General features: G+C 41.7%; 9 protein-coding genes. 6 read left to right on the top strand and 3 right to left on the bottom strand.

Going from position 1 to position 13,736, the window contains the following annotated elements; translation table 11 throughout:
* Positions 1-135 precede the first annotated feature (135 nt).
* The 3 genes from gyrA to QT327_RS12790 form a co-directional block, all read right to left on the bottom strand.
* Positions 136-2,724, bottom strand: a complete 2,589-nt coding sequence (gene gyrA / locus QT327_RS12800; RefSeq protein WP_149105698.1) for a DNA gyrase subunit A — start codon at positions 2,722-2,724, stop codon at positions 136-138.
* Positions 2,725-2,901: 177 nt separating this feature from the next.
* Positions 2,902-3,807 carry an oxygen-dependent coproporphyrinogen oxidase gene (gene hemF / locus QT327_RS12795; RefSeq protein ID WP_149105697.1) on the bottom strand — a complete coding sequence of 302 codons (906 nt, stop codon included), beginning with the start codon at positions 3,805-3,807 and terminating at the stop codon, positions 2,902-2,904.
* Between the two features lie 17 nt (positions 3,808-3,824).
* On the bottom strand, positions 3,825-4,466 hold the full coding sequence (locus QT327_RS12790) for a DUF6266 family protein (protein WP_130857790.1): 642 nt from the start codon (positions 4,464-4,466) through the stop codon (positions 3,825-3,827).
* A gap of 897 nt (positions 4,467-5,363) precedes the next feature.
* Here QT327_RS12790 and QT327_RS12785 point away from each other — a divergent pair.
* The 6 genes from QT327_RS12785 to QT327_RS12760 all read left to right on the top strand — a co-directional run bounded on the left by QT327_RS12785 (position 5,364) and on the right by QT327_RS12760 (position 13,590).
* A complete protein-coding gene (locus QT327_RS12785; protein ID WP_013666616.1) occupies positions 5,364-6,044 on the top strand; it encodes a response regulator transcription factor in 681 nt (226 codons plus the stop codon).
* Positions 6,045-6,052: 8 nt separating this feature from the next.
* The gene (locus QT327_RS12780) at positions 6,053-7,420 is read left to right on the top strand and encodes a HAMP domain-containing sensor histidine kinase (RefSeq protein ID WP_130857791.1); all 1,368 of its coding nucleotides are present in this window, start codon (positions 6,053-6,055) and stop codon (positions 7,418-7,420) included.
* Positions 7,421-7,702: 282 nt separating this feature from the next.
* Positions 7,703-8,935 (top strand): TolC family protein, encoded by a 1,233-nt coding sequence (locus QT327_RS12775; RefSeq protein WP_289553029.1) that lies wholly within the window; start codon positions 7,703-7,705, stop codon positions 8,933-8,935.
* 58 nt (positions 8,936-8,993) lie between these two features.
* Complete coding sequence (locus QT327_RS12770) at positions 8,994-10,001, top strand: efflux RND transporter periplasmic adaptor subunit (RefSeq protein WP_130857793.1); 1,008 nt, start codon at positions 8,994-8,996, stop codon at positions 9,999-10,001.
* 168 nt (positions 10,002-10,169) lie between these two features.
* The gene (locus tag QT327_RS12765) at positions 10,170-10,352 is read left to right on the top strand and encodes a DUF190 domain-containing protein (RefSeq protein WP_289553027.1); all 183 of its coding nucleotides are present in this window, start codon (positions 10,170-10,172) and stop codon (positions 10,350-10,352) included.
* A gap of 79 nt (positions 10,353-10,431) precedes the next feature.
* Entirely contained in the window at positions 10,432-13,590 is a 3,159-nt protein-coding gene (locus tag QT327_RS12760) for an efflux RND transporter permease subunit (RefSeq protein WP_149105694.1), read from the top strand.
* Positions 13,591-13,736: the final 146 nt, after the last annotated feature.

Raw genomic sequence — 13,736 nt, 5'->3', positions numbered from 1 at the left:
AATCAGGATGTTTGCCGCTACTCAAATTTAAGGTTTACATTTGCCTTGGTTATCCTTTCTCACTTATCCGTCACTAAACACTTCAATTTCAGGCAATATGTTATTCCATATTACCTGAAACCTCGCTAAACAGGCCTATTCGTTTGTCTCGTCTTGGCCTTTATCGCTTGTAGAATTATCGACTTCTCCCTCGTTTTCTGTCGACGCATCATTCCCTACACTAGTTTCTGTGACATCAAGACCTTCTACTTCATCGTGGTCAACTTTTGTAATGGATGCAATCTGATCATTCTCTTTCAAATTAATCAAGCGAACACCTTGCGTAGCTCTTCCCATCACGCGAAGCTGACTAACTGCAATACGAATTACAATTCCAGACCGATTAATAATCATTAAGTCGTCATTATCGGTCACATCCTTGATCGCCACCAGCAGCCCTGTCTTTTCAGTTACATTAAGGGTCTTAACCCCCTTACCGCCTCTATTTGTTACGCGATAATCGTCAATATCCGTCCGCTTTCCGTAACCCTTTTCAGAAACAACCAATATCGTCGCATCATTTGTATTAACACTAATCATGCCAACAACTTCATCATCCAGCCCCGCAAGCGTTACGCCACGCACGCCCGTAGCTGTTCTTCCCATTGGACGCACCGTCGACTCATTAAAGCGAATAGCTCGGCCTGATTTTAACGCCATTACGATTTCACTGTTACCGTTTGTCAAACATGCCTCCAAAAGTTGATCACCCTCATTAATATTGATAGCGTTAATACCATTTGCTCTTGGCCGCGAGTACGCTTCTAATGATGTCTTTTTAATAGTGCCGCCTTTTGTACACATAATGATGAAATTATTCTCCAGATAATCCTGATCTTTCAAATTTTTCACCTTGATATAGGCTTTAATTTTCTCTTCTTTCGGGATATTGATGATATTCTGTATCGCTCTTCCTCTAGACGTACGGGTACCTTCCGGGATTTCGAATGCCCGCAACCAGAAACAACGACCTGCCTCAGTAAAAAAGAGCATGTAGTTATGGGCCGAAGCAGTAATGATATGCTCCGTAAAATCCTCTTCCTTCGTTGTAGACCCCAAAGAGCCCTTTCCTCCCCTCGCCTGCAAGCGGTATTCCGTTAATGGTGTACGCTTCACGTACCCCTCATGTGATATGGTGATCACGATTTCCTCATCATCGATAAAATCTTCCATCCGCATATCTTCTGCGGAGTGTACAATCTGCGAACGACGTTCGTCACCAAATTTCTCTTTGACTTCCAGCAATTCGTCCTTGATGATTTTCATTCTCAGTCCTTCATCCGCCAGTACGGATTTCAAATACTCAATGGTTTTCATCAATTCCGCATATTCCTCTTTGATTTTGTCACGTTCCAGTCCGGTTAACCTTCTGAGCGTCATATCAAGGATTGCTCGCGCTTGGATATCAGATAAACCGAATTTTTCCATTAAACCAACGCGTGCATCTTCCGGTGTTTCGGAAGAACGTATCAATTGGATAACTTCGTCCAAATGGTCAAGAGCAATCAATAAACCCTCTAATATATGTGCCCGTTTCTCGGCTTCAGCCAGCTCGAATTTGGTACGCCGTATAATCACTTCATGACGATGCTCCACGAAATGATGAATCATATCTTTAAGATTCAACAACATCGGTCGCCCGTGCACCAGTGCTATATTGTTTACACTAAAGGAAGTCTGTAAGGCAGTATATTTGAAAAGATTATTTAATACAATAGAGGCATTTGCATCTCTTTTTATATCATACACGATGCGCATACCATCTCTATCCGATTCATCCCGGATAGCAGATATTCCTTCAATTTTTTTCTCGTTAACAAGATCTGCGGTCCGTTTAATCATTTCCGCTTTGTTAACCTGGTAAGGAATTTCGGTTACGATAATGGTTTCTTTATCGTTCTTGGAAACCTCTATCTCCGCCTTAGCGCGCATGACAACTCGTCCTCTCCCCGTTTCGAAGGCATCTTGTACTCCTGCATAGCCGTATATAACGCCTCCCGTAGGAAAATCAGGCGCTTTAATATGCTGCATAAGCTCGGCAACGGTAATGTCACGATTGTCAATGTAAGCGACTGTCCCATCAATTACCTCGCTCAGATTGTGAGGTGCCATATTGGTTGCCATACCAACGGCAATACCTGATGCACCATTCACCAATAGATTCGGAATTTTGGTCGGCAGAACCGTTGGTTCCTGAAGCGAATCGTCAAAGTTTAATTGGTAATCAATGGTATCTTTATTTATATCAGCCAGCATTTCCTCGGCAATCCGCTTTAACCTGGCTTCCGTATAACGCATCGCTGCGGGGCTATCTCCGTCAATGGATCCAAAGTTTCCCTGGCCGTCTACCAGTGGATAACGGAGACTCCACTCCTGGGCCATCCGTACCATTGTATCATAAACAGACGAGTCGCCATGTGGGTGATACTTACCCAATACATCCCCTACAATACGAGCTGATTTTTTATAAGGTTTTCCACTGGTAACCCCTAAGTCCAACATCCCATATAAAACCCTTCTATGGACGGGCTTCAAGCCGTCCCGAACATCTGGTAGGGCTCTTGAAACAATAACCGACATCGAGTAATCGATGTAGGCAGATTTCATTTCCTCTTCTATACTAATAGGTATGATCCGGTCGTTAGCCGGCACCAAATTATCGTCATTTTCTGTTTCGTCAGCCATACTTGTTTAGTCCGTTAAAAAAAAGTTTCGCTTTAGTGCTTGCGAAAATAATAAAAATCTTTGAGAATTGACCACCGTGACACGGGGGTGTCAATAACGAAGATTGCCGTTTTTCCGTTTATTCCGTCTCGCCTTGTATTGGTAAGTGGCATTCCTTTCTTTCCTATTGCCATGCTACTAATGGCTTCCTACCCAGTCAATATCCTTTTTTAAAAGCCGTAGTGTTTTCTCCTCTTCGGAACCTGTCTTTGGCTGGAAATTGTAAACCCAATTTGCCTGAGGCGGTAAACTCATAAGAATAGATTCAATCCGTCCATTGGTCTCCAAACCAAACTTGGTACCGGAATCATACACTAAGTTAAACTCAACATACCTGCTTCTCCGGATAAACTGCCAATCTTTTTCGTTTGGGGTAAAGGCTTTGTTTTGATTTCGTTTGATCAGTTCCGCATAAATAGGTACGAAACCTTCGCCGAGTCTTTTGGAAAATTCGAAGAGTTGGTCATAGCTTAGCTTGCTATTATCGGGTTGCAAACGATCATAGAAAATGCCGCCAATACCACGTGTTTCATTGCGGTGCTTTATAAAGAAATAATCATCTGCCCATTTTTTGAACCGAGCATAAAAATCCGTTTGAAATTGATCACAGATATCTTTTAATCGTTTATGAAAAAACGCAGCATCTTCGGAAATCACATAATGCGGTGTTAGGTCTATCCCCCCTCCAAACCACCTTGTTTGCTCATTTAGTTCGAAGTAACGGATATTCATATGGATAATAGGAACCCAAGGATTTTTGGGATGAATGACAATAGAAACACCCGTTGCAAAAAAATCGTCTTCCTGCACATCAAAAGCAGCCTTTATTTTCTCCGGCAACTTACCGTGCACCGCGGAGAAATTCACTCCTCCCCGTTCGATTACGTTTCCATCCTGTATGATGCGGGTGCGTCCGCCACCCCCACCCTCTCGTGTCCAACGTTCTTCTTCAAAAAACGCTTTCCCATCCGCTTCCTCTAAGCCCTTACAGATAGTATCTTGAATCTGTTGGTAGGAAGCGACAATTTCTTCTTTACTAAACATGCGGCAAAGATAAGGATTTAGCTTTCTATTACGCCACAATAAACGCTATTGGATATGGCATCGTTCATCACATTTATAAATGCGATATACGAATGAATTCTTACCGCATTCGGATAATTTGATTCAGATAAGTCAAACTCCAACAAGTCTTCTCCTGAATCGCCATAAACAAGACCATAGCTGGCATTCATATATTCCCGATCTTCTGTGAAGGCAAATAAAAGTGTACGTACTTTAGTAGGCGCAGCCACCGCATCCCACTTAAAATGAAGCGTACCTTCGACGTAGGCAACGGATGGATTGGTTGGGGTAATTAATAGACCCTTTGAAACAAGAAGTTTCTCATAATCGATCTTGAGATCAGGATAGCTACCTGTTATTGCGTACTTTTTATTATAACTCATCGCGGCATTAAATGCAGACATATTCCTTGCTTTCGCTTCAAGTTGAAAACCTAAATCAATAAAATTTTTGCTATCCTGAAGGAATTTCTGCATGATACGCATGCGCTCACGATTCGCTAATTCCTTTTCTGAGGGAGGCGATGTACGCTTTTTGGGCAAACCTCGCATTACGGGTATCCCTCTCCATTCGTAACCAATAACACTGCCTACTTTACCAAAAAAAGAACCGTTTATGCCATTTTTTATAATCGCCATAATCATTTGATTTATAGTTATTCCTACGAATATACCTGTTTTTACCCAGTGTTTATCATAAAAAAATAAATAGCTATTATTTCATAGGTATATTTTAAGGAATTTTCCCTATAAAGTCCCTATTATGTCCCTATTATTTTCTTATTATGTTATAGTTAATATGGATTCAAAATTTACCCCTTAAGATCCCCTTGTGGAGTCGTTAAAGAATGATTTCACTATACATTGATATTACGTTTATCATTTCCAGTCAAAGTTTATCACCGATATGTAGCAAATGACTGAAAATCAAGATATAACTAATTCAAGAAACAAAAGACGATCGGCACGACTTGTAATTCATTATGAATCAGTTTACCTTTGTGTCATCATAATTTAGGTTTATAATTGGTTAGTAAAAGTCCCTCAATCTCCCCGATTGAGGGCTTTTTTGTTAATAAGCAGTAAGTCATAGACCCTGAGCTTTTAGCTCCCACGACATTATTATTTACTCTCTGTTTATTTCGGAGGTATTCTGAACTCTCTTTGTTCGGTTATCAAATTGGCTAATTGTCAAGCTATAAGCCATAGGCAATAAGCCTTAAGCTGTCAGCAATCAGCTTTCGGATATCAGCTTTGGTTAGTGCCAACGCAAAACTACTGTTATTAATATGGCCGTACACTATAAGCAGCGGGCATTAGGTCGCGCCAGCCCATCATCACATCGGTTCGTCATCACATTGGCTAATTGATAACTCCCCTACTCAACTACTCCTCTACTCGCCCATTTAACCAATCTCACAGACACAACCCAAAATTCATCATTCAACACGAATAAAACCTACTCAACGATTCAGCAACTCAACTATTCACAAATCCAAATTTTAGTTAAGTTTGTAACGAATAAACCCCGGGATAATGCATATTCTTATCATTGAAGACGAATCGCGTATTGCTCAATTACTTCAACGCGGGTTGGAGGAACTGGGATACAAAACTACCGTGGCCTATGATGGTATACTGGGTAAAAAGCTGGTATGGCAACAGGCTTACGACCTGATTATTATGGACATTATCCTTCCTAAAATCAACGGCATAGATCTATGCCGCGAGATTAAAGAAAGCTACCCGGATTTGCCTATTATTATGCTCACAGCCTTAGGAACAACAGACGATAAATTGGAAGGTTTTGATGCAGGGGCTGACGATTACCTGGTTAAGCCGTTTGATTTTAGAGAATTGGAGGCCAGAATCAGGGTTTTGCTTAAAAGGGGCTCCGCTAGCAATTCAGCAAGTACTGCTATATTAAAGGCGGGCGAACTGGAAATGAATTTACATACGCGGATCGTAAAACGGGGCAACGTTGAGATCAATCTCACGCCGAAAGAGTTCAAACTGTTAGAGTATATGATCCGCAACAAAGGAAGAGTTCTCCCGCGCGTTGAAATAGCAGAAAAAGTATGGGATACCACTTTTGACACGGGGACTAATTTTATTGATGTATACATCAACTATTTGCGTAACAAAATTGACAAAGCTTTTGAAGAAAAATATATACATACCAAACCGGGAATGGGGTTTATTTTCAAGACTGAATAAGCATCGAGATGAAAATCAGGAATAAATTAACCCTCTTATATTCGCTTCTGTCGGCCGGCGTCCTTTTAGTCTTCGCTTTGTTCTTTTACCTTTCCTTTGCAAATGATCAAAAAGACGAGTTTTACAATCAGATCAAACAGCACGCCATTACAAAAGTTTATTTTCTGTTCGATCTGAATATCAAACCGGAAGTGCTGCAAACGATATATGCTAATAATACCCGAAGGGTAATTAACGAAGAGGTGGCTATTTATGATGAATCGTATCGACTCATCTATCACGATGCCGAGAACAAAGACATTGTAAAAGAAACACCCCAATTGCTCGACTCAATTGTTAAAAATAGCGAAATCAGGTACAAATACAATAACTACTATGTTACGGCTTTTACACTTACACACAGCAATAAAACCTATATCATTACAGCGGCCGCAATCGATCGTTATGGCGAAGAAAAGCTGAACACGATACTGGAATATTTAGCTATTGCCTTCTGCCTCTCCCTGTTGTTGATCGTCGTTGCCGGTCGCTTTTCAGCAGAACAAGCGTTAAAACCCGTTTCAGATATGGTGGAGAATGTGGAGGAAATTACAGCCAGCAATTTAGATTCCAGAATCAACGTTGGCAGTGGCAAAGATGAATTGGCAGAATTAGCGATCACTTTTAACGAAATGCTTAATCGATTGGAGAAATCCTTCAACGCCCAGAAAGAGTTTGTATCCAATATTGCTCATGAAGTGAGAACGCCCTTATCAACGATCATCACAGAACTGGAACTATCCTCCAACAAACCAAGAAGCATTGAACAATATCAACAGACTATTCGACTAACTCTTAAAGATGCACAAACACTAGCTAAGCTGACAACAAGCTTACTGGATCTTGCAAAAGCAAGTTACGATCCCACCCAAATATCCTTCAAAGCCCTTCGGATCGACGAGATTCTATTGGACGCAAAGCATCAATTGGAAAAACAGGCTCCTTCCTATCATATTACAATTGATTTCACGGAGATTCCGGACGGCGAAGACGAAATCACCATTAGTGGAAACAACTATCTTCTACAGGTCGCTTTTACGAATGTCATGGAAAATGCATGTAAATTTTCGGAAGATCAAAGTTGCGAGGTGAAGATCTCCTACCAAAATAATCATGCAATCATTGATTTTATTGATCACGGCACCGGTATTTCCGACGAAGACCTGCATAAAATTTTTATCCCTTTTTATAGAGGGCAGAATAAAAATCACTCCAGCGGTCATGGTATTGGCATGGCGCTCTCTCAACGGATTATTAATCTTCACCATGGAGAAATAAGTGTATTTTCAATCTTAGGTAGCGGCACTCGGTTCGAGGTTAAGTTACCGCATGTTTAATAGGCTATAGGCTTTAAGCAGTACGCTTGAGGCATGAGCCAGTGCCACTACAACTTTTTAGCCATCGGAAATCAGCAATCAGCTTTCGGCTTTATAGTAAGCATTAAGCTATACGCAGTATGCTTTAAGCCCGCACGGGACTTTTCCTACTCAAATATTTAACTACTTAACCCCTTCTAATATTTTTCTAATAAAAATATAAAAGCTTTCTAACCGCTCGTCAGACACACGTTTTCCAACTTTGCATGGAAATAATATCATGATTATGCAAAGATTTTTTGGATGATTGGAGTTTTGTGCTTTTATGGTTTAGGTGCAGCCAATGCGCAAAGCATTAGCTTAAGGGACGCACTTTATATTGCGAAAACGCAAAACCCAAATTTAAAAACCGAGCTTTATCAAATTAAGGCAGCGCAGGCAGACAGCACCACTGCCGCATTACGGCCTAATCCATCCTTTCACAATGAAACCATTCAGCTCACGCAAGGCAAAAACTTTGCACCCCGTACCTCGTGGTCTGATCCGTTGAATCGTCAATCGCTTTTTACACTTACCAAACCCTTTCAGTTGGCAGGTCAGCGCCAAAAAAAAATTGATTTAGCAAAAGAGCAAATTGATTTATCGAATAAGAATTATCAGGAAACAGAACGAGGGGTATTTGCGGAGGTTGCTTCCAAATGGATGGAAGTTTACACCGCTCATAAGCAATTAGATATTCTGAAAATAGCCAAAAGTAATATCGATTCGCTCAGTGATATTAACAAGGTGCGACTTAAAAACCAGGTGATAACGCAAACCGATTTTATGCGTACGCAACTCTTGGCAAAAGAATATGAACTAAAGGTTAAAAGCGCTGAACAGGACCTGAGCAACCGACTGATGGAACTCAGTTATTTAATCGGATCGCAAGTTAATGATATCGATATTTCAGATCAATTTGCTTTAAAGGGCGATCTAGGCTTGGACTCACTACTGCAAGAGGCACTTGCTAATCGATCCGACATAAGAGCCGCGCAGTCATTGATTAATGTGTCTAATAAGAATATTTCCCTGCAACGAAGCCTCGCGGTACCCGTTCCTGAATTTGGATTTATGTGGAACCCACAAAACACGATTAATTATGCAGGCTTTACCGTATCCTTTGACCTTCCCTTGTTTTCCCGAAATCAGGGTGAAATCAAAAAGGCATATATCCTTAAGGATCAGTCAGAACAACAATATGCAGCGATAAAAAGTAAAGCGCAAACAGAATTGATGACAGCCTATGCCAGTTATCAAACACAACGACAAAACACGCATAAATTTACGGATGGACTGCTTAAACAAGCAGAGCATATATTAGCCAACGTTAAATATGCCTATCTCCGAGGAGGTACCACGCTGATCGACTTTTTAGAAGCACAACGTAGCTGGCTCGAAACACAACAACAATATTATGATGCCTTGCAACTCTACAGGCAAAGTTACATTCAATTACTGTATGCAAGTGGCTTAATCGGTCAGTTGGCTGGCTGATTTGATCATTCAACGAAAAAACAAGCCGAAATAAAATAAACAAACGAATTATTTAGCGATGAAACCGATTTTATATGTAATAGTATCCACCTTCTTGTGGACAGCATGCGCTTCGCATGAAGACAGTAAACTGGAACGTATTGAAGCACCCATTTTAAGTAATAATGGGCAAACGATCAGCTTTAAGGATAGTACAATGAGGCACTTCTTTCAAACAGAGCCGGTTTATGATGGTTCTGTAACCGCCTCGTATACTGCTCCGGGAAAAATTGCCGCCACCGTCGTAGCTTCTGTAGCCGGTGCATCCCAAAATGTGGTACTTTTTGACAATCCCGACTTAGCCGCCAGTTATACGGCGTTAGCACAACACCAAACCAATATTCATCAGATTCAGCAAATTAATCTGAAACAGAAAGAAATCGAATTGGACCGAGCTTCAGATCTATTGAACCACGGGGCAGCAACGGGCCGTGATGTATTGGAAGCGCAGACAGCACTTTCCCTCGAAAAAAGCAACCTCGCTAATGAAAAAGCATCACTCATTCAGTATGAAGCAAACTTGAAACAAGGCGGTTTTGATCCGACTGCGCTTCGAAAAGCACCGGCCGGTAAAGCATACGTGATATGCGATATTCCGGAAAACCAAATTAGCAATATTCATGAGGGAGCCGCTTGCGAGGTGTTGTTTTCTGCCTATCCGGATAAAACTTTCAAAGGACAGGTAGAAGACATTGCAGATGTGGTTGATAACGCCACGCGAATGGTTAAGCTGCGCATAAGCTTGCTTGATAATAGTAGCTTACTGAAAGCTGGCATGTTTGCACAGGTGCTGTTCGATCTGAAGAATGTTGGAAACCATATGACCGTCAGCAAAGAATCCTTAGTAACAGTAGATGGCAAAGATTATGTTTTTATCGTTGCAGGTAATGGTGTATTCAAAAGACAAACTATAACTACAGGACAACAGATAGGCGAACGCCTGGTCGTCTTGCAAGGCTTAGAAAAAAATGACCAGGTAGTAACAAAAGGAGCGATCCAACTTAAGGGGCTTTCCTTCGGATATTAATGGTTATTTCTGACAACCGTAACAATGAATAACTAATAACAAAAGCATGGTACAGGCACAGATTTTCATTAACAAAAACGAATTTTTAGGAGGTCAACCTCTTTATGAATTTATTATGCAATTTCTAATCAAACATCAGTAAAAAGCGCTACTGCTTTTAACGGAAGTTTGGGTTATCTACAGGGCAGTCACCTAAGTAGGCCTAATGATCTTTTCAGTTTTGACGAGGTGCCCTTGCTCATCACTTTTATTGACAGCGAAGAAAAGATTAAAGAAGTACTTAAGTCATTGCGCACCGTTACTCAATCGGGCTATGTGATCATTCATAATGTGAAAGAATGGTCAGAATAATAGTTTATGATCTAGCTATCAACACCATGAAAGTAATTGAGCAATCAGGTTGCAACTAAAGGCCAACAAAGACAGAAAAATGATCAGGAATTTATTAATATTCTCATTAAAAAACCGTTGGACCGTAGTCGCCATCGGTATCATACTCATGGCAGTAGGATACTACTGCTTTACGCAACTTAAAATAGAAGCGTACCCAGATATTGCTGATACCAACGTAATTGTGGTTGCCCCATTCCCGGGAAGAGCGGCGGAGGAGGTAGAACAGCAAGTAACCGTTCCAATTGAACGCGCTTTGCAAAACACTCCCAATGTGCTGGATCGGAGAAGTAGAACTATCTTCGGATTGAGTGTAGTACAGCTCACCTTTAAAGATGGTACGGACGACTACTTCGCCCGTCAACAGGTGATGGAACGCTTGGGTTCTATTGAGTTACCTGATGGCGTCACCCCCGAGCTGGCACCACTCTCCACTGCCGTTGGTGAGATCATGCGCTACGTTGTAGAAGCGCCGCCGAGTTTTACGCCAACGCAACTACGCGACTTACAGGATTGGGTTATTAAACCGGCTTTATTACAAACGCCAGGCATTGCTGATGTCACCACTTTCGGTGGTCCGATGAAACAGTTCCATATTTTTGCTTCTCCTGAAAAACTGCGTAAATACGATCTAAGTATAGCAGACATTGAAACAGCCGTTGATAATAATAATCAAAACACCGGCGGAAATATTATAAACCGTGGTGGCCAAGGTTTTGCCGTACGAGGCCTAGGGGCTATCAAATCGGAGAATGACATCTTAAATATCGTATTGAAATCAGTAAATGGTATGCCCATTTTTGTACGGGATGTCGCCAATGTTGAGGTTGGTCCTCCTCCCCCCAATGGTGTTTTAGGTTATACCGTCACAACAGACAGTTTAGATGTAAGCAATGGCGTAGAAGGTGTTGTGCTTTTACGTCGCTATGAAAATCCAAGTGATGCTTTGGCGCTTTTGAAGCAAAAAATGGCTGAGGTACAGGCGCATGATCTACCCGAGGGCGTCCGTATTAGGCCGCTCTATGACCGAAGCTTTCTCATCAATCACTCGCTGGAGACGGTAGCACATACACTTTTTGAAGGGATAAGCATTGTAATCATCCTCCTCATCTTTTTTCTTGGGAGTGTGCGTAGCGCGTTGGTAGTAGCCTTAACAATTCCTTTTTCTCTTTTGTTCGCCTTCATTCTGATGCGCCTAACCGGTATTCCTGCGAACTTACTTTCGCTCGGAGCGATTGATTTTGGAATTATTGTGGATGGAGCTTGCGTCATGGTGGAGCATCTCATTCGAAAGTATCGAACCGCCACAGCAGAAGAAAAGAAGGAAGGAATCATTAAAATCACCCTTTCTTCGGCACAGGAAGTAGGTAGGGAAATTTTCTTTTCGGTTACCATTATTATTTTGGCTTACATGCCCATCCTATTAATGACAAGGGTTGAAGGAAAGCTGTTTTCACCAATGGCCCTAACCTTGGCGTTTGCAGTAATAGGCTCCATGTTGGCAGCGCTCACAATTATCCCAGTGTTGATTTCCTTTGTTTACCACAAAGCGCTGAACAACGAAGAGAAACCATTGAAAGAACATCGTAACAAACTATTGGAGTTTCTGGAGAAGTTATATGGCAAAACCTTGCAAAAGTTTATTTCGCAATATAAGCGCACCGTAATCGTAGGCTTTTTCCTGGTTGCTATTTGTATTCTAGCTGGTGCTAAATTAGGCTCAGAGTTTCTACCTTCGTTAGACGAAGGCTCCATCTTTTTAAGAGGTAATTTTCCATCCGGTATTAATATTCAGGAAAATGCGAAATATGCACCACTCATTAGAAAGGTAATTTCCAGGTATCCGCAAGTTGCTTTTGTTATTACGCAAACAGGGCGCAACGACGACGGAACCGATCCGTTCCCCGCTAATAGAAATGAAATTCTGGTCGGGCTCAAAGACTATAAGCTTTGGAGTGATACCATAGCGAAGTCGACCTTGGTTAACAACATCAAGGCTGATCTATCCAAAGCTTTGCCAAGCGTTAGTTTTTCCAGCGGCCAACCCATTATTGATCAGGTAATGGAAATTGTTACCGGCTCGGCGGCGGATCTGGCGGTATCCATCGTTGGAAACGATCTGCATCTTATGCGGCAAAAGGCGGATAGTATCGCAAATATTGCAAGAAATATGCAAGGCAGCGAATCCGTTAATATCGAACAAGAGGGACCGCAGGAGCAAATTGCCGTTAATATAAACCGCGAGAATGCTGCAAGGTTTGGCATTAATATTTCCGATATCCAAAACATGATCGAGGCCGCAATCGGCGGCAAAACCATTTCTGAAATATACGATGGTACGAAACGCTATGATATTGTTGTTCGCTATTTACCCCAGTATAGAGATAACATTGATGCGTTAAAAAATCTATTGGTCACTTCAGCAACCGGTAACTTGGTCCCGATGAGCCAGCTTGCTGAAATCGGTTTTATCGAAGGGCAAACCAATATTTATCATTATGGAAGCAAACGCATGATCACCGTTAGAACGAATATTGAAGGAAGAGACCAGGTGAGTTTTGTAAAAGAACTACAGAAAAAAATTGGTGCACAAGTGCATATTCCAAAAGGATACGACCTTATTTATGGAGGACAATACGAGAATCTGGAAAGAGCCGGTAAACAGTTGTTGTTTACCATTCCGTTGACCATTGGACTCGTATTTGCTTTTCTATATCTGCTTTACAGAAACTTCAAGGATACCTTGCTCACGATGAGTTGTATTCTGTTTGCCTTAGGCGGTGGCATTGTAGCGCTATTGCTGAGGGGTTACTACTTTAATGTCTCGGCAGGTGTAGGCTTTGTCAGTATCTTCGGAATCTCTGTAATGGCAGGCGTATTGATCGTGTCGGCACTCAATAGAAACTTTAGTAACCTCTCTACTTATGCGTTGCCTATTGAAGAACAAAAGGCCGTCATATTGACTACTTCAAAGGGACAGCTGCGGGCGGTATTGACCATTCTGGTGGTCGCAATCATTGGCTTGTTTCCGGCAGCCACTTCCAGCGGTATTGGATCGGACGTTCAACGTCCATTGGCAACTGTCATCATTGGTGGCTTAACCAGTACCCTTGTATTTGCTCCGCTCTTGATTCCTCCCTTATTTTGGTGGACAAGCCGTAGGAAGTTTGGTTCAAAGCACAAGTTGGAAAATAGTTGAATAGTTAAGTGGTTGAGTCGTTGAGTTGTTGAATAATAGCAGTTGCAATGAGAGTGGGCACTGGCCTAAGTCTAACACACCCTAAACCTTACACCCTAAAACCTGTCGATAGGCTGATACCTGATAGCTGACAGCCTATCGGCTAT

The sequence above is a fragment of the Olivibacter sp. 47 genome (genome assembly GCF_030372825.1).
Taxonomy (GTDB): Bacteria; Bacteroidota; Bacteroidia; order Sphingobacteriales; family Sphingobacteriaceae; genus Olivibacter; species Olivibacter oleidegradans.
Note: the sequence above shows the minus strand (reverse complement) of the source record. Positions and strands in the feature narration are given on the sequence as shown.